The sequence below is a fragment of the Desulfocurvus thunnarius genome (assembly GCF_055390965.1).
Window position 1 is genome coordinate 201,492 of sequence record NZ_AP042411.1, and the last position, 17,127, is coordinate 218,618.

The window sequence follows — 17,127 nt, forward strand, 5'->3', positions numbered from 1 at the left end:
TCCTAGGCCCTGGCCACGTCGGCGAACTGGTCATGGATGGCGACGCCGGGGGCTCCGGTCTTGTACGCGCCCATGTCCGAGGATTCGTCGTCCACGAGGTACTGGCAGTTGAAGTCGTTGTTGCGGAACCATGCCTCGTACAGCAGCACGCATCCGGCGGGCACGTTGTCCGTGAGCTTGGCCTCCAGGCGCACCTCGCCGGTCTTGTTGAACACGCGCACCGTGTCGCCCGTGGCGATGCCGCGCTGGGCCGCCGTGGCGGGATGCAGGTAGACGAAGGGCTTGGGGTTGAAGTCCTCCATCCAGTCCAGGTTCACGAACTGGGAGTGGATGGCGAACTTGGTGTGCGGGGTGAGCACGCGCAGCTTGTCGTAGGCCGGGCGCGGCTGCTTGTACGCGGGCAGGGCCTGATGGCCGTGCTCGGCGCACAGGTCGGACTGGAACTCGTACTTGCCCGAGGGTGTGCCGAACTTCAGGTCGTGCCACGCGGCGGGATGCATGCGCGCCTTGCGCGGGCCGTCCCGCAGCTCCGTCCAGTCCTTGATGCCGAGCAGGTCGTAGACGCCGGAGTTGAACTCCCTGGCCATCCAGTCCTTGGTGTCGATTTCGGTGGGGAAAGTGCAGGAGCCGGGCTTGCGCTCGTTCATGGCCTTGGACAGGGCGGCGGCGATCTCGATGTTCGACTTGGTTTCGTACATCGGCTTGATGGCCTGCTCGTTGATGCCCACCCAGTAATGCCAGTACGAGGCGTTGACGGTCCACTCCTCGAAGAGCGTGGTCACGGGCAGCACGATGTCGGACTGCTTGACCGTCTCGTTGAAGAACTGGTCCACGGTGACGACCATTTCCAGGGTGTCGAAGGCCCGCTGGAGCTTGGCGCGGTCGAAGTCCTGGCTCATGGGGTTCTTGCACGACACCCACAGCACGCGCACCGGCGGTTCCTTGGCGTCCAGAATTTCCTGGGCGATCTTGTTGATGTTCATGGAGCGGTCGGTGTACTCCACGGCGCCCTCGTCGCCGGTGAAGTGGAAGTCGCCCTTGATGGTGCCGCCGCCCACGTAGCCCTTGGCGCCCTCGGGGCGCGGCTGGAGCAGGGCGTGGTAGTTGAAGCCCCAGGTTTGCAGGTGGCCGTAGCGCGCCCCGCCGCCGACCTTGCCCACGTTGCCCGTCATGGCCACCAGGGCATCGATGCTGCGCACGCTGGCCCCGCCGTTGACGTGGCGCTGCATGCCGTAGCCGATCCAGATGGTCGCGGGCTTGGCCTGGGCGAACTCCTCGGCCACCTCGGCGATCTGCTGCGCGGGAATGCCCGACTGCTGCGCGGCCCATTCCACGCTGACCTCGCGGCGCAGATAGTCCGCAAAGGCCTCGAAGCCCACGGAGTTGGCGCGCACCCACTGCTCGTCGACCATCCCCTTGTCCAGGATATGCCGGGCCATGCCCAGGGCCAGGGCGCCGTCGGAGGCCGTTTCCACCTGCCAGAACACGTCGGCCTTGGCCGCCGTCTGGGTCAGGATGGGGTCGACGACCACGACCTTGGCCCCGCGCCGCCGGGCCTCGTAGATGTACTTCATGCTGTGCACGGAGCACCATGCCGGGTTGCCGCCCCAAAGGATGATATAGCGCGAATCGACCATGTCTTCGGGGTCGTTGCACCACATGTTGCCCATGTCGTAGTTTTGGGCGTCGATGCCCGCGGGCCAGCACGGCGTGCCCGCGAAGCGCGTGGTGTAGCCCAGGGAGGTCAGCATGCCCTCCACGCCGTAGTTGGTGATGCCGAAGTTGCCGGAGTACTTGGTCATGCCCAGGCCGAGCATGGTGCCGTCCTTCTCCCCTATTTCAAGGAGCTTGTCGGCGATGCGGCCCATGGCTTCGTCCCAGGAAACGCGCTTCCAGTTGCCGCTGCCCCGGCCCTGCTGGACCATGGGGTACTTGATGCGGTCGGGGCTGTAGGGCCTGCGGGTGTAGCTGTAGCCCTTCACGCACAGCCCGCCGCGGGTGAAGGTCGATTCCGGCGCGCCCTCGATGAACTGGAGCACACCGTCCTTGACGTAGCTCTTGATGCTGCACGTGTCGTAGCAGTTGCGCGGGCAGGCGTTGCGGAAAATATCGTAATTGCCTTCATAGACGATTTTTTCAGCCCTGGCCGATGCGGGCGCGAGCAGCCCGCAGGGCAGCGCCGCCGCCACGCCCGAGGCCAGAAGCCCCTGCAGAAAGCGCCTGCGGTCCAGGGTCGGGCCGCAGGCCCGCTCCCGCTGTTGGGGGGTCTTGTTTTGCATGCCGTCCTCCGAGGTGAAAGGTTCATCCGGCGGCCACGGTGCCAACGCCCGCGGCCGCCCTTTCGTGTTCCATCCAGTCCTGAAGCCGCCGCACGGCGTGGAGCACGCCCGGGGCGGTCTCCCCGCTGCGCTCCACGGCGCCCACCAGCCCGGGGAGCCACGCCGCCATGTGCTCGGCCACCAGGAAGGCCCGCAGCCGGGCCAGTCCGTCGTCCCAGGCGGCGTCCAGGCCGGCGGCCATGGCCTCGGCGGCGTCCAGCTCCAGGCTCAGGTGGTCTTCGGGCAGGGTTCCCTGCCAGGGCGAGGCAAGGCCCGCCGCGTCGTAGATGCTGCGGACCATGAGCGTGGTCCGGCCCATGACCTGGGGCTCGGCGTCGAGGTACACCGAGGCGAAGGGCGGCGCCTGGAGCGCGCCCGGGCCCACGAAGAGCCGGTTGAAGGCGAACTCTTCGCGCTCCCAGTCGTCCACGGATGGCGCCTGGGTGCCCGGTGCGGCGGCCAGCCGTGCGTAGGCCCGGCGCAACTCCTCCCCGCCCGAGGCGAAAAAGAAGTCGCGCAGCGCCGTGGTCAGGGCCGTTCTGTCCTGTCGTGATTCCATGGGGTCTCCCTGCGTTGCGTCCTGCCCCGGGAAAAGGGCGGACCATCCATGCTTCCCTGGATACGCCGTGCGCACCCGGGGCAACAAGGTGAGGGAGCGGTGATAAAATGGGTATCCCTATCTACCCACTTGGAGAAGAGGCGGTGTCGAGCGTTTGCAGGAAAGTGTAGAGGCTGACGCCCTGGCCCTGGAGCCCGAGCTTCTTGCGGATGTTCTTGCGGTGGGTCTGGATGGTGCCCAGGGAGAGGTGCATGGCCTCGGCGATGTCCTTGGTGGCGCTTCCGGCCTGCAAAAAGCGGCAGATCTTCAATTCCGTGGGGGTCAGCTTGAGCAGGCGGGCGTCCTGGCCGCCGTCCGCGCCCGGGGCCAGGCGCAGGAGCTGGTCCTCCAGCACGTCCGTGTAGCCCTTGCGCACGGAGGGGTCGTCCTGCACGCGGATGCGGGCCAGGGCGGGCAGCATGACGGTCTTCACCGTATGGGCCACGGAGCGGCCGAACTCCTCGCGCTCCTTTTCGATGGACCCCAGGACGTGGCGCAGGGTGATGTTCATCTCTTCGAGCTGCGACTTCTCGCGCAGCAGGTCCTCGGTGCGCTGGGAGACGACGCGCTCCAGGGTCGCGCGCTGGGTGACGTGGGGCGTGATATCGCTCAAAACCACCAGCGACTCCGTGGACGACAGGCTCACGGCACTGAGCGGCACGAGCTTCATTTCCAGGAAGCGCCCGCCGGGCAGCGGGATTTCATGAGACGACTCCACGGGATAGAAGCGGCGCAGGTCGGCCATGCTGTGGCCTTCCAGGCCCAGGGCGTCCCACAGGGTCCGGCCCACGGGGTCGCTGCCCAGGCTGGCCACGGCGGCCTCGTTGGCCTCGGCGATGACGCCCTGCTCCCCGACCACGAGCACCATGTCGGAAATGGCCGCCAGCATGTTCTCGAACTTGTTCTTGCCCAGGGTCAGTTCGCGGTTGGTGGCGTCCAGGCGCTTGCGGCTTTCGTGGCCGGACTTGGCGTCCCAGTCGTCCATGACGATGGCGGCGTAGGCGTCGCCATAGCGCCGCACAAGGTGCAGGGCGGCGGCGCGCTCGGCGGCCGGGGCGTCCTGGGCCTCGATGATCTCCTCGATGGAATGGACCAGGGTGTGCAGGCAGCCCAGGAACATGCCCGCCGTGACCCCGCGCGAATGGTGGCGCCGGGCGGTTTCCACCAGGGGGTCGGCCCAGCCGTCGGCGTTGCGGATGAGCGTCTCGAAGGCCGGGGCGCCGCCGCCCTGGCGCAGGCGCTCCAGCAGCGGCTCCAGAAACCACAGGAAGGACAGGGTGCAGTCCTCCCGCTTGGCGGTGGTGAAGGCCAGATATCCGGCCAGACCCATGCGCCGGGGCCAGATTTCCAGAAAGCTTTCCAGGTGGTCGGGCAGCGCCAGGATCAGCGCCACGCCCGGGGCGGATGCGGCCATGCGGACTCCTTGTCCCCAAGGCTAGCGCATTTCGGCGGGCATGAGAAGCCGTGGCGACGGCAAGGAAACCCCGCCCGGAGCGGAGGGAATACCTTCAGGGGCAGACAGGCCTGCGGCCCGCCCGGGCCTAGGGCAGCCCGCAGGCCCGACGGCAGGCGGCGGCGGCGGCGGCCCGGCCCGCCCCGGCGTCCACAGCGGCGGCGATGCAGGCCTCGCAGGACGAAGGCAGGGCCGAGGGTCGGCCGGGGTCGGCGCACAGCAGACGGTAACGCAGGGCAAACATGTCCCGGTCCGCCACGCGGGGGGCGGGCCCACGCCAGGGGGCGCTGCGCGCCAGCGGCCCGGAGGGGCCGCCCGACTGGGCCCGGGAGCCCGGAGGCGCCAGGGCCGCCACCAGGGCCAGAACCAGCCCGCAGGCCGAAGCAAGACGGAACGCGCGCTGCACAATGGGGACACGACGGGACATGCGGCCTCCGGAAACCCCATGCGGGGCGGCTGCCCGGTGCTGGACGAACACCCCGGGATGGGGCATCGTCCGTCCACCGGCGCAGTCACCCTACCCCGGCCCGCGCGCGGCAATCCAACGAGAGTCTTCGAACCCCGCGTTCGGCTCCGCCGAACGCCCAGCCACGAGCCCAGCCATGGAACTCTACCAGTTGCGCACCTTTGTGGCCGTGGCCGAGGAAGGCCACCTGACCCGCGCCGCCGGGCGCGTCCACGCCAGCCAATCCACAGTCAGCGCACAGATCAAGGCCCTGGAGGAAGAGTTGGGGCTGGCCCTGTTCCAGCGCACGCCCCGGGGCATGCACCTGACTCCGGACGGCCGGCGGCTGCTGGAGCACGCCCGCAAGGCCCTGGCCAGCGCGCAGGATCTGCTGGAAACGGCGCAAACCCTGCGCGGGCGGCTCACGGGCACGGTGCGCCTGGGGCTGAACACCTGCCCGGACCTGCTGCGCGGAACCCGCCTCGTGGCGGCCCTGCGCCGCGACCACCCGGAGCTGGGCGTGCGCTTCAACAACACCATGTCCCATCAGGTCATCGGGGCCATCGCCGCCGGAGAGATGGACGCTGGCTATATATTCGGAGAAATTCCTGAGGATTTCGCCGCGCTGACCGTCCTGCGGACGCCCATGCGCGTGGTCGGGCCAGCGGCCTGGGCCGACCGGCTTGCGGGCACCCCCTGCGAGGAGCTGGTGGACCTGCCCTGGATATGGACACCGCCGGAATGCCCGTTCACCCGGGTGACCGAGAGCCTGTTCCCGGGCCGGGGGCGTTGCCCCGCCAAGGCCGCCATGGCCGACGACGAATCGGTGGTTCTGGCCCTTGTGGAGGCCGGGCACGGACTGGCGCTCATGCGCGAACCCGAAGCCCTGGATGCGCTGGCGCGGGGCACGGTCGCCCTGCATCCCCACTGCCCGGGCAGCATCGGCCTGAGCTTCATTCACCACTCGCGCCGCAGCGGGGACGCCCTGATCCGCGCCCTGCTGCGCGCCGTGCGCGAGGTCTGGAACCTGCCCGCCGCGCCGGAAGAAGCCGCCGTCTAGAACTTCCGGGCGTCCTCGTCGTCCTCGTCATTCGCGGCGGCACCCGTGGAACCGGAGCCTCCAGGGGCATCGGGGCTCCCGGAGGCCGGAGAGGCTTCGGGCGTAGGCATCCCGGGCTGCCCGGGCGCGTCGGGGCCGTCCGCCACCGGGGCGGGCCGGTCCTGATCCTCCCGGTCGGCCAGGGCTTCCTGCTGGGCTTCCAGCGCCAGGGCCGGAGCGGCCTCGGGCGCCGCGAACACCGGAATGGGCGCCGCGGCGGGGGCCTCGTCGGAGGCGGCGTCGAACGTCTCGCCCTGGGTTTCGCCCGCCCCCTCGCCCGACGGCCCGGCGGAAAACGTTCCGGAAGCCGCCCCAAAGGTCGCCGCGCCGCCGACGATCAACGTCTCTCCCGTGCCCATGGACGGCACGGCGGGACGCGAGAACACCTCCCAGAAGCGCGCCGAGGCCCGGCGCCTGCGCTCCTCCCACACGGCGTGGCCGAAGACCAGCAGCCCCACGGCCAGGATCACCGCGTCGCGGATCATGTCCGCCCGCATGGAGGCCCCGGCCTGGGGCGCCACGCTGAAGCAGCCGCACTGCACCGACAGCCCGCGCATGGCGTTGAAGCCCAAAGCGCCCAGGAAGACGACCAGCAGCCCGCACAGCACAAGGGCCGCCCCCCGGGGCCAGAACCCGGCCACCAGGGCCGCGCCGCAGACGACTTCCACCCACGGCAGCACCATGGCCACGGGGTTCACCAACGCGTCGGGCAAAAGCTGATAATTGGCGACGATGGCCGCGAACTCCACGGGATAGGCCGCCTTGGACACGGCGGCGGCCAGGAACGTCAGCCCGAACAGCACGCGCAACACGGTGAAGACGGCGCTCATCGGGTCACCTCCGCCGGGCCGCCCGCGGCGGTCCATTCGGCCATGCCCCCGGGGTACACGCTCAGGGCCTCGTAACCCATATAGGTCAGGAACAGGGCCAGTTCCTGCCCCATGGGACAGGTCGGGGAACTGCAATACAGCACCAGGGGCCGCGCGGGGTCCGGGTCGCCCAGCAGGGTCCGGATTTCGTCCTCGAACAGGCCGGGGGCCACGTTCAGGGCGCCAGGGATGTGGCCCTGGGCAAAGTCCTCGGCGAAGCGGGCGTCCACGAAGCGGGCCTGCCCGGCGGCGTGCAGGGCCAGGGCCTGGGCGGTATCGATCTCGGGCACTTCGCGCACGGCGGGCGCGGCGGCCTCGCCGGAGGCGTCCGTCCCGGCGGGGGGAGCGGGGGTGGCGGGGGCCTCGGGCAGCCCGTTGCCCAGCCAGGGCAGCGGCGCGGGGCGCGCCATGTTCAGCGCCACGGCCAGGGCGGCGGACAGGGCCAGCAGGACCAGCGCTTCCAGAAACAACGTTTTCGGCGCGGACAGGGGCGGCATGGGGTTCCTCCGGGGCCGGTGTGTGCGTTCGGTTTCAGGGGTATACCCGCTTCGGCGCGCAGGGGCAAACATGTTTTTGCCTGGAACCCGCGCCGGGAAAGGGCTAGAAAGGAATCAGACCACGCGGGGACGCCCGCAGGAGGACCGTTCATGCACCACGGGACCATGACCGCCGACGAGGCCCGGCGCTGGCTGGCCGCGCGCGCCCAGGGCGACCACACCCTGCTCGACGTGCGCCAGGACTGGGAATACGCCGAGGCGCACCTGCCCGGCGCCGTGCATGTGCCCCTGGGCGAGCTGGACCGTCGCCTGGGCGAACTGGCCCCCGGGCGGCCCACGGTGGTCTACTGCCGCAGCGGCAGCCGCAGCGCGGCGGCGGCGGCCATGCTCGCGGCCCACGGCTTCGGCGAGGTCTTCAACCTGGAAGGCGGCATCCTCGCCTGGAACGGCGCCGTGGCCGCGGGCCCCGGCGGCGCCGGGCTGCACGCCCTGCCCGCAGGCGGGCCTCCGGCCCTGGTCCTGGCCCGGGCCTGGCGCATGGAGGCCGCCCTGGGCGACTTCTACGCGGCCACGGCCGACGCGGCCCCGCCCGAAGCCGCCGCCCTGCTGCGGCGCCTGGCGGGCTTCGAGGAACGCCACAAGGCCCGCCTGCTGGAGCTGTGCCGCAAGACGCCCGGCTGCACCGCCGAAGACGGCGGGCCCCAGGCGGCGCCGGGAGAGGGGAAGGGCGAGAACAGCGCGGACGTTGCGGACACCGCGCCCGCAGCGGCAGCGCAGGCGCCCGGCGGCGCCCCTCCGCTGGAAGGCGGGCTCACCGCCGCCGAATTCCTGGCCCTGCACGGCGCGGAATTCGCCGACCCGCGCGGCGTGCTGGAGGCGGGCATGATGTTCGAGGCCCAGGCCATGGACCTCTACGCCCGCTGCGCCGCCCGGGCCGAAAACCCCGAGGCCCGCGCCCTGTTCGGCGGGCTGGCCGACGAGGAGCGCGGCCACCTGAAGGCCCTGGGCGCCCTGCTGGACCGTATGGGCCGGGGTTGAGCGATTCCGAAGGCCCCCCGGCCGCCCCTCCCGTTCACGAAACGCATGCGGGCCCCCGCGTCGCGCGACGCGGGGGCCCGCATGCGGCCGCCGACCCGCACCGCCCTACACGCCGGGCTTCTCCAGGTAGACGATGTACTCCTGGTTGCCCTTGGGGCCCTTGATACGCGAGGGCACCTCGCCCAGGAAGGCCAGTCCCAGCGTGGCGGTGCAAAACGCCAGCACGCCGTCCACGGCGGCGCGCCTGGCGGCCTCGTCGCGGACGACGCCCTTGTCCGTGCCCCCGGGGCCGACCTCGAACTGCGGCTTGACCAGCGCCGCCACCCGCCCCCCGGGCCGTAAAAAGCGCAGGCACGGCCCGAGCACCTTGGTCAGCGAAATGAACGACACGTCGGCCACCACGAGATCCACCCGCTCGGGGATCAGGTCGTCCGGCGCCAGGCGCAGGTTCACGCGCTCCAGGTTCACCACCCGGGCATCCTGGCGCAGGCTCTGGTCGAGCTGGCCGTAGCCCACGTCCACGGCGTAGACCCGCGCGGCTCCGTGTTGCAGCAGGCAGTCGGTGAAGCCGCCCGTGGAGGCTCCGGCGTCCAGGCAGACCATCCCGGCGGGGTCGATGCCGAAGTGCTCGATGGCCGTGAGCAGCTTGTAGGCCCCGCGCGAAACGAAGCGCCGCCCGCCCTCCACCTCCAGCGCCGTGTCTTCGGGCAGGGGGTGGCCGGGCTTGGGCACGGGCACCATCCGCCCGCCCTGCTCCATGCGCACCTGCCCGGCCATGATCAGGCGCTTGGCCTTCTCGCGGCTGTCGGCAAGGCCCTGCTGGAACAGGAGCTGATCGGCGCGGATTTTCGGGGGCACAGGCTCTCCGGGGCTGACAGGACGGACACGGACGCAGCCCGGTTCATGCCCCAAGGCCCGGGCCTTGGCAAGGGCCGCTCCAGCCGTTGAAAATCCCCATCGCCCCTTGACGGTTACTTTTTTTCATACTATCGACGTTTCGTGCTACGTATTTTGATTTAATCACCGCAACGCGCCACGCCCCGTGGCGCTCCAAGGAGGTCTGCCTATGGCAGGTTGCAGGGCCCAGAGCCCACCCGTGGCCCCTGTGGATCTTTCTTCCATTCAACCAGTCAAGGAGGGAACGATGAGGGAGATCGAAGGCGTTTTCTACCAGAGCAACGCGCCCAAAAACGTCGACCCGGCGAACATCTTCTTCGTCCAGGTCGATGCCACCAAGTGCGAAGCCTGCGGCACGTGCGACGAGGTGTGCCCCACCGGCGTCATCCAGGCCATCAACGACGACGGCATCCACCAGGTGGTCAACCCCGCCGCGTGCGTGAACTGCGGCCAGTGCCTGGTCAACTGCCCCTTCGGCGCCATCTACGAGGGCGTGTCCTACGTGGACGAAGTGTTCGAGAAGCTGCGCGACCCGAACACCATCGTCATCTCCATGCCCGCCCCCGCCGTGCGCTACGGCCTGGGCGAGAGCTTCGGCAACCCCACCGGCACCTACGTCGGCGGCAAGATGCACGCGGCCCTCAAGGCCCTGGGTTTCGACTACGTGTGGGACAACGAGTTCACCGCCGACGTGACCATCATGGAGGAAGGCACCGAGCTCATCCAGCGCGTGCAGGAACAAGGCAAGAAGGACGCGCGGCCCCTGCCGCAGTTCACCTCCTGCTGCCCCGGCTGGGTCAAGTTCGCCGAGAGCTTCTACCCCGACCTGCTGGCGCACATGTCGAGCTGCAAGTCGCCCATCGGCATGCTCGGCCCGCTGGCCAAGACCTACGGCGCTCACGAGGTCCACGTCGAAGGCAAGAAGATCTACACCGTGTCCATCATGCCCTGCATCGCCAAGAAATTCGAGGGCCTGCGCCCCGAGATGTGCGACAGCGGCTTCCGCGACATCGACGCGACCATCGACACCCGCGAGCTGGCCTACATGATCAAGACCGCGGGCATCAACTTCAACGAACTGCCCGACGTGCAGCCCGACCCGGTGCTCGGCATGTCCACCGGCGCGGCGACCATCTTCGGCAACTCCGGCGGCGTCATGGAAGCGGCCCTGCGCCTGGCCTACGAGGTGCTCTCGGGCAAGAAGCTGGCCAATCCGGACATCAAGGTCGTGCGCACCCACGAAGGCATCAACACCGCCGACGTGGAAGTGCCGAACTTCGGCACCGTGAAGGTGGCCGTGGCCAGCGGCCTGCAAAACGCGGCCAAGCTGTGCGACGAGGTGCGCGCGGGCACGTCGCCCTACCACTTCATCGAGATCATGACCTGCCCCGGCGGGTGCGTGAACGGCGGCGGCCAGCCCATCGACCCGGCTCTGCGCGCGTCCCTGTTCCAGAACGCCGTGGCCCGCATCACCAAGCGCTTCGCGCACCGCACCGCCTAACCAGCCAGGAGGACGAACAATGAGCGGCATTGCCACCATGTCCCGACGCGGCTTCCTCAAGGCCGCCGCCATCGTGACCGGCTACACCATCGTCGGCCTGCGCTTCGCGGGCTCGGCCCTCGCCAACGTCGGCGGCTATGTCGGCCTGCGCCAGCAGGCCGTGTACGAAGCCGACGCCAAGGTCTACAAGATTCGCAAATCCCAGGACAACCCCATGGTCCAGAAACTCTACAACCATGAGGACGGCTTCCTGCACGACGGCCCCTGCGGCCACATGTCCCACCGTCTGCTGCACACCCACTACGTGGAGCGCGGCGCCGCCGTCGAGGCCCTCAAGGCCAAGGGCGTGGCCCTGAAGCTGTAGCCTCCCGCCGATCCGGCCTGAGTGGAGGATGCCCCCCGGCGTCTGACCCAAGGGCCTGCCCTCCCGTTCCCTTCCGTTTCAACGCGCCGCCGTCTGTGCCCTCCACGATCCCACCGCCGGGGAGCGCACCCGGACGGAGACCCGCTGTCGCCTCCGGCGGGCACATAGTGACACACTTTTTGAAAAATTATCCATTTTAAGCGCAACACTCTTGACACGTTTTTCAAATTAGTACACCTTGAATTCGCCACGAAGGAACATTCGTGACACCTCATCAACCTGGTTTGGGAATCTGCCTGCGGCGAGGAAGCATCTGACCTTCAGGGCGGGGTTCTCCGCAAGGACGACCGCCCGCGCCGCGCTTGTGGATCCCCCTGCCCCTCCGGCTCCGCCGGAAGCCCCCCTCCTCGCCCAGGCGGAAACCCTGCCGCAACCCCCTGCGGAGTGTCCGTCATGGAGAAACGTATCGGCGTCGTCGGGCTCGTGGTCGGCAACCGCGCCCAGACCGCGCCCAAGGTCAACGAAGTGCTGACCACCTTCGGCGAGCTCATCGTGGCCCGCGTGGGCCTGCCCTACCGCGAGCGCAACGTCAGCGTCATCAGCCTCATCGTCGAGGCCACCACCGACGAGCTCGGCGCAATGACCGGCAAGCTGGGAATGCTCCCGGGCGTGCAGGTCAAGTCCCTGATGGTCTAGCCATGCGTAACTCCATATTTTCTTCCGCACTGCTGCTGTCGGCCCTGGCCCTGTGCTGCGCCCTGCCCGCGCCCCTGCTCGCCCGGGAGGACGGGGCGGCCCAGAACGCCACCGCGCCCACCGCTTCGCAAGAAACGGTTCTGGACGAAATGATCGTCACCGCGCGCGGCATGGCCAGCTCCCTGTCCAACACGCCCGGCGGCGTGGGCGTGGCCACCGAAACCGACGTGCTCCTGGAGCCCAAGAGCAGCCTGGCCTACGCCGCCGCGCGCATTCCCGGCGTGTTCCACGGCGGGGACTCGCCCTGGGGCCAGGCCATCAACATCCGCGGCCTGTCCGGCTCCTCGGTGGTCTTCCTCATCGACGGCAAGCGCGTGAACACCGCCACGGAAATCAACGCCCAGATGGGTTTCGTCCAGCCGCGCGACGTGGAGCGCATCGAGGTGCTCAAGGGCGCCGTGAGCGCGCTCTACGGCTCGGGCTCCCTGGGCGGGGTCATCAACGTCATCACCAAGAAGGGCCGCTTCAGCCAGGAGCCGACGCTCACGGGCGAAGTGTCCCAGGGCTTTTCCACCAACACCGAGGGCGTGGACAGCTACGGCCGCGCGGCCTACGAGAGCGAGACCCTCTGGGTTCAGGCCTCGGGCGGCCTGCGCGACCACGACGACTACCGCGGCGGCGACGCCACGACCATGACCAACAGCGGCTACGCCGACAACCAGGGCCGCCTGGCCGCCGGGCTGCGCTGGGGCCCGGGGCTGACCACCGAGTTCCAGGCCCTGGTGCTCGAAGCCAACGAGGTCGGTATTCCCGGCGGCTCGTCCAGCATGCCCGCCAACGCCCCCGTGACCTACCCGCGCACCAGCAACGTCATGCTCAGCATGGACACGACCTGGGACGTGGACGCGGGCTGGCTGGAAAGCCTGGAACTGGACACCTATTACATGAAGAACGACCGGCGCACGCGCATCGAGAACCCCAATCCGCTGGTGCGCGAGTTGCGGCCCGTGGCCTCCCACGAAACCATGGGCGCCAAGCTCCAGGCCATCGCCACCCCCGGCGCGCACACCGTGGTCGCCGGGGCCGACGCCTGGCGCTGGCGCATGACTTCCGACCGCACCTACTTCTTCAACAGCGGCGTCATCAACCACGACGACCCCACGCCCAACGCGACCATGACCTCCATGGGCGTGTTCGCGGAGGACGACTGGGCCCTGCACCCCGACTGGACCCTGAACCTCGGCCTGCGCCTGGACCGCGTGGGCCTGGACAACGAGGATTCCAGCACCCGGGCCGAGGATTCGCACAGCAACACCGGCAGCATCGCCCACGCCGGGCTGACCTGGCGCTTCGCCCCGGGCTGGTCCCACAGCCTGCTGGCCGCCGCCAGCTACCGCGCGCCGGACATCATGGAACGCTTCAAGTCCATCAACCTGGGCGGCGGCGTGACCCTCGCGGGCAACCCCGACCTCGACCCCGAGAAGTCGCGCTCCCTGGAATACACCCTGCGCTATGCCGAGGGGCGCTTCTCGGCCTCGGCCAACGCCTTTGCCAACTGGGTGGACGACCTGATCACCGAGGCCTACGCCTCGCCGACCCTGTACACCATGGAGAACGTGGGCAAGGCGCGCATCCTGGGCGCCGAGGGCCAGGCCGAATGGCGCCTGACCCAACGCCACACCCTGTACGGCAACGTCGCCTGGCTCACGGGCAAGGACACCAATGCCGACGAGCCTCTGCGCAACATCCCGCCGCTGTCCGGCCTCTTCGGCCTGCGCTACGACCGGGGCAACGGCTTCTGGGCCCTGGGCGAGGTGCAGTGCGCGGCGGACAAGAACAACGGCCCCGACGACGTGGAAGACCTGCCCGGCTGGGGCACGGCGAACCTCGCGGCGGGCTACGGCACGGACTCCGGCCGCCTGCACCACGACATCTCCCTGCACCTGCGCAACCTGCTCGACCGGCGCTACGTGAACGCCCTGGCCAACTCGCGGGGCATGACCGTCCTTGAGCCGGGCTTCAACGCCGAGGTGCTCTACACCTTGTCCTTCTAGGGGCGTCCATGACGCGCGCTTTCGCCTTCTGCACCTTCTGCCTCGTTGCCCTGGGGGCGGCGCTGCTGGCCCAGGGCCAGCGGCCCGCCCCCGCCGAGGTCGTGCCCACGCTGCGCTTCCACACCACCGGCCAGGCCACCACACCGCAGATGCCCTTCTGGGCCGCCGTGGCCCACGGGCGCCTGCCGGAGCTGGCCCACCTGGAGGTCCGGCACTGGAAGAACCTGGACGACCTGCGCGCCAGCCTGCTGGCGGGCCAGGGCGACATCTGGCTCGGGCACCTGGAAGGCTTCGCCCAGGCGGCCCTGCGCGGGGCGCCGGTGCGGCTGCTGGCCGTCACCGGCTGGCGCAAGTTTTCCGTATTGACCACCCGGGCCGACGCGCGGGAGCTTACCGACCTCGCCGGGCCCGACGGAGTGGTCCATCTGGCGGTGACGCCCCGGGAGAGCCCGGCCGTGGCCGTGCTGCGCGAGGTCCGCCGCCGGGGCGGGCCGCCCGTGGCCTTCAGCCTGGCCGAACCCCGGCAACTGCTGCGGGACGCCGCGCGCGGCGCGGTGTGCGACATGGTCGTGCCCGAGCCGCTGACCAGCGTGCTGCTGGACAAGGTGCCCGGGCTGCGCGTGCTGGCGGCGGTGGAAGACCTGTACGCCCGGGCGGCGGGCGGCGACGGCACCCTGCCCCTGGCCGGACTGGCCGTCAGCGCCCGGCTGTGCGCCGAGCGGCCCGAACTGGTGGCCCGCCTGCTGCAAGCCATGCAGGACGAGGCCCCGGCCCTGGCCCGCGACCCGGACGCCGCCGTGGCCGTGCTGCCCGCCGAATTCGCGGCCTTCATCGACCCGGCCACGGTGCGCCGCTCCCTGGAGCGCGACCCCATCCGCGTGCGCCCGGCGGCGGAGTGCCGCGAGGCCGTGCGCGCCTATCTGGCCATGGTCCTGCCCGAAAGCGTGGGGCCGGACGGCGCCTCGCTCCTGCCCGAGGGATTTTTCTGGCCATGACCAACCGCGTGGCGCCGCTGGCGGTGTCCCTGGGGTTGCTCCTGGGGGGCTGGAGTCTGGCCGGGGTGTGGCTTTCGCCGGAGCTGGTGCCGCCGCCGTGGCGGGTGCTGCCCGTGCTGGGCGGGCTGGCCGCGCAGGCCGATTTCTGGCGCGCCCTGGGGCTGACGGCCGCCCGGGGCGCCCTGGGCCTGGGCCTGGGCCTGGGCGCGGCCCTGGCCCTGGGCATTCCCGCCGGGCTGCACCGCACCGCCGTGGCCCTGCTGGGCCCGCTGGTGGCGGCGCTGCAATCCTGCCCGCCCGTGTTGTGGACCAGTCTGGTCATGGTCTGGGCGGGCACGGGCTCGGTGATGCCCGTGCTGGTGGTCTTCGCCGGGGTTTTTCCGCCGCTGTTCGCCAACGTGGCCCAGGGCTGCGCGGCGCTTGACCCGCGCTACGCGGCCATGGCCGGGCTCTACCGCGTGCCCTGGCCCCGGCGGCTGGCCCGCGAGGTGCTGCCGGGCATCGCCCCGGCGGTGCTGGCCGGGCTGTCCTACGCCATGGCGGCGGCCTGGAAAATCACCGCCGTGGCCGAGTACCTGGGCGCGGACGAGGGCCTGGGCGCGCGCATGTACTGGGCCTACCGGATGCTCGACGTGCCCGCACTGTTCGCCTGGGCCCTGGTGCTCATGCTGGCCGGGGTGAGCCTGGAAATCGGGCTGGTGGCCCGGCTGCGCCGCGCGGCCCTGCGCTACACCAGCCGCGCCCGGGGGCCGCAATGAGCGCCCCGGAAGAGGTTCGGATGAAGAATTCCATGGCCGCCGCCGACGCGGCGCGGGGAGCAGGGGCCGCCGCCGGGCCCATGATCGTCCTGGACGGCGTGGTCAAGGCCGCCGGGGGGCGGCCGGTGGTGGCCCGGGCCGACCTGGCCCTGGCCCCGGGCCAGGGGCTGTGTCTGGCCGGGCCCTCGGGCTGCGGCAAGACCACCCTGCTGGAAGTGGCGGCGGGTCTGAGCAGGCCCGACGCGGGCGGCGTGCGCCTGGGCACCTCGCGCCTGGGCTGCATGTTCCAGGACGACGTGCTCCTGCCCTGGCTCAGTTGCCGCGACAACGTGGCCTACGTCCTGCGCGGGCCCCTGGCCGCGCGGCGCGAGCAGGCCCGGCCCTGGCTGGAGCGCCTGGGCCTGCCCGGTCGGCCCCTGCCCACGACGCTCTCGGGCGGCATGCGCCGTCGCCTGAACCTGGCCCGGGCCCTGGCCGTCCGCCCCGAGGCCCTGTTCCTGGACGAACCCTTCGCCTTTCTCGACGCGGCCTGGAGCGCCACCGTGGCCGCCCTGCTCACCGAGGCCCTGGACGCGGGCGCGGCCCTGCTCATGACCAGCCACCAGACCCCCGCCACCCTGGACCCGCGCATCGCCGTGGTCCACGTCGGCGACACCCAGGGGCCGCTGGTGCTGGCGGCGCCACCGCAAAAACAATCCGTGGTTTCCGGCCTGCCGCAGGCCCCGGCGAAGATTCCGCCCGCTGCGCCCGTTGCGTCGGGGTGACGCCCCGAACCGCCGCCTCTAGCGCGAATAGCGCTCCTCCTTCCAGGGGTCGGCGGAGTTGCTGTAGCCGCGTGTTTCCCAGAAGCCCAACTCGTCGCGCGAGGTCACCTTCAGCCCTTCCACCCACTTGGCGCTTTTATAGAAGTACAGGTCCGGCACCACCGCCCGCACCGGGCCGCCGTTGGGCCCGGGCAGCGGGTTGCCCGACAGGGTGTGCCCCAAAAACACGTTTTCCTTCCGGGCTTCGGCAAGGGGGATGCTCGTGGTGTACCCGTGGGCGGCCTGGATAACGAGAAAACCCTCGTCCCGCACGGGGCGCGCCCGGTCCAGCAGGGCGGAGAGCGGCACCCCGCGCCAGGAGGAATCGAGCAGGGTCCACCCCGTCACGCAGTGCACGTCGCAGACGATGTCCGTCTGCTGGAACTCCAGGAGTTCCCGGAAGTCGATCTCATAGGGGTTTTCGACTTCCCCGTGGACCCGGAGCCGGAAATCCCGGGGGTCGGGCGAGCCGGGCGTGCCGCCCATGTCCTCAAGCTCCTCGATCGCACGCTGCCCCGGAGGGAGCCGGGGCCGCCCATCCTTGCGCAACTCCCCGGCCAGGCTCCGCTGGCGGGCCTCCGAAACCGTGGCGAACAGGCCGGGCAATCCGATGGCGACCGCGCTTTCCGCCGCGGCGGTCAAAAAGGCACGCCTGGAAAACCGGGGATCTTTTTCCATAAAATACCTCCCTGAACGTGGAGCCATCGGGCGGAAGGCACCGCCCCCGCCGCCGCTGCCCTTG

General features: G+C 70.4%; 17 protein-coding genes. 9 read left to right on the plus strand and 8 right to left on the minus strand.

The window, feature by feature from the left end; all coding sequences use genetic code 11:
- Positions 1–2: 2 nt before the first annotated feature.
- From ACZ5KV_RS00890 to ACZ5KV_RS00905, 4 genes are all read right to left on the minus strand, one after another.
- Entirely contained in the window at positions 3–2,279 is a 2,277-nt protein-coding gene (locus ACZ5KV_RS00890) for a molybdopterin-dependent oxidoreductase (protein WP_464240456.1), read from the minus strand.
- A gap of 22 nt (positions 2,280–2,301) precedes the next feature.
- Complete coding sequence (locus tag ACZ5KV_RS00895; protein ID WP_464240457.1) at positions 2,302–2,877, minus strand: TorD/DmsD family molecular chaperone; 576 nt, start codon at positions 2,875–2,877, stop codon at positions 2,302–2,304.
- A 121-nt stretch (positions 2,878–2,998) separates the two neighbouring features.
- Positions 2,999–4,330, minus strand: coding sequence for a response regulator transcription factor (locus tag ACZ5KV_RS00900; protein WP_464240458.1), 1,332 nt, complete (start codon positions 4,328–4,330; stop codon positions 2,999–3,001).
- 127 nt (positions 4,331–4,457) lie between these two features.
- Complete coding sequence (locus tag ACZ5KV_RS00905; protein WP_464240459.1) at positions 4,458–4,796, minus strand: hypothetical protein; 339 nt, start codon at positions 4,794–4,796, stop codon at positions 4,458–4,460.
- A gap of 175 nt (positions 4,797–4,971) precedes the next feature.
- Here ACZ5KV_RS00905 and ACZ5KV_RS00910 point away from each other — a divergent pair, with 175 nt between their 5' ends.
- The gene (locus ACZ5KV_RS00910) at positions 4,972–5,874 is read left to right on the plus strand and encodes a LysR family transcriptional regulator (RefSeq protein ID WP_464240460.1); all 903 of its coding nucleotides are present in this window, start codon (positions 4,972–4,974) and stop codon (positions 5,872–5,874) included.
- On the opposite strand, the gene ACZ5KV_RS00915 is transcribed toward ACZ5KV_RS00910, so the two are convergent.
- Together ACZ5KV_RS00915 and ACZ5KV_RS00920 are read right to left on the minus strand one after the other, a co-directional pair.
- A complete protein-coding gene (locus ACZ5KV_RS00915) occupies positions 5,871–6,743 on the minus strand; it encodes a MauE/DoxX family redox-associated membrane protein (protein WP_464240461.1) in 873 nt (290 codons plus the stop codon). The two genes, ACZ5KV_RS00910 and ACZ5KV_RS00915, sit on opposite strands and share 4 nt — an antisense overlap.
- Positions 6,740–7,279 carry a rhodanese-like domain-containing protein gene (locus tag ACZ5KV_RS00920; RefSeq protein WP_464240462.1) on the minus strand — a complete coding sequence of 180 codons (540 nt, stop codon included), beginning with the start codon at positions 7,277–7,279 and terminating at the stop codon, positions 6,740–6,742. The genes ACZ5KV_RS00915 and ACZ5KV_RS00920 overlap by 4 nt, the downstream gene beginning before the upstream one ends.
- 150 nt (positions 7,280–7,429) lie before the next feature.
- Between ACZ5KV_RS00920 and ACZ5KV_RS00925 the strand changes: the two genes are divergently transcribed.
- Positions 7,430–8,317 (plus strand): rhodanese-like domain-containing protein, encoded by an 888-nt coding sequence (locus ACZ5KV_RS00925; protein WP_464240463.1) that lies wholly within the window; start codon positions 7,430–7,432, stop codon positions 8,315–8,317.
- Between the two features lie 105 nt (positions 8,318–8,422).
- Here the strand turns inward: ACZ5KV_RS00925 and ACZ5KV_RS00930 are convergent, their stop codons facing one another.
- Positions 8,423–9,175: a TlyA family RNA methyltransferase gene (locus tag ACZ5KV_RS00930; RefSeq protein WP_464240464.1), complete on the minus strand. Its 753-nt coding sequence runs from the start codon at positions 9,173–9,175 to the stop codon at positions 8,423–8,425.
- A gap of 286 nt (positions 9,176–9,461) precedes the next feature.
- On the opposite strand from ACZ5KV_RS00930, the gene ACZ5KV_RS00935 reads away from it, so the two are divergent.
- The 7 genes from ACZ5KV_RS00935 (at position 9,462) to ACZ5KV_RS00965 (ending at position 16,346) form a co-directional block, all read left to right on the plus strand.
- Positions 9,462–10,715 (plus strand): [FeFe] hydrogenase, group A, encoded by a 1,254-nt coding sequence (locus ACZ5KV_RS00935; RefSeq protein ID WP_464240465.1) that lies wholly within the window; start codon positions 9,462–9,464, stop codon positions 10,713–10,715.
- A gap of 19 nt (positions 10,716–10,734) precedes the next feature.
- Entirely contained in the window at positions 10,735–11,079 is a 345-nt protein-coding gene (locus tag ACZ5KV_RS00940) for an iron hydrogenase small subunit (RefSeq protein WP_464240466.1), read from the plus strand.
- A 453-nt stretch (positions 11,080–11,532) separates the two neighbouring features.
- A complete protein-coding gene (locus tag ACZ5KV_RS00945; protein WP_464240467.1) occupies positions 11,533–11,775 on the plus strand; it encodes a TM1266 family iron-only hydrogenase system putative regulator in 243 nt (80 codons plus the stop codon).
- A gap of 2 nt (positions 11,776–11,777) precedes the next feature.
- Positions 11,778–13,829, plus strand: a complete 2,052-nt coding sequence (locus ACZ5KV_RS00950; RefSeq protein ID WP_464240468.1) for a TonB-dependent receptor — start codon at positions 11,778–11,780, stop codon at positions 13,827–13,829.
- A gap of 8 nt (positions 13,830–13,837) precedes the next feature.
- Complete coding sequence (locus tag ACZ5KV_RS00955; RefSeq protein WP_464240469.1) at positions 13,838–14,824, plus strand: ABC transporter substrate-binding protein; 987 nt, start codon at positions 13,838–13,840, stop codon at positions 14,822–14,824.
- Complete coding sequence (locus ACZ5KV_RS00960; protein WP_464240470.1) at positions 14,821–15,582, plus strand: ABC transporter permease; 762 nt, start codon at positions 14,821–14,823, stop codon at positions 15,580–15,582. Before ACZ5KV_RS00955 ends, ACZ5KV_RS00960 begins: the two co-directional genes overlap by 4 nt.
- Before the next feature lie 20 nt (positions 15,583–15,602).
- Positions 15,603–16,346 (plus strand): ATP-binding cassette domain-containing protein, encoded by a 744-nt coding sequence (locus ACZ5KV_RS00965; RefSeq protein WP_464240471.1) that lies wholly within the window; start codon positions 15,603–15,605, stop codon positions 16,344–16,346.
- An 18-nt stretch (positions 16,347–16,364) separates the two neighbouring features.
- On the opposite strand, the gene ACZ5KV_RS00970 is transcribed toward ACZ5KV_RS00965, so the two are convergent.
- Positions 16,365–17,063, minus strand: coding sequence for a molybdopterin-dependent oxidoreductase (locus ACZ5KV_RS00970; protein WP_464240472.1), 699 nt, complete (start codon positions 17,061–17,063; stop codon positions 16,365–16,367).
- Between the last annotated feature and the right edge of the window lie 64 nt (positions 17,064–17,127).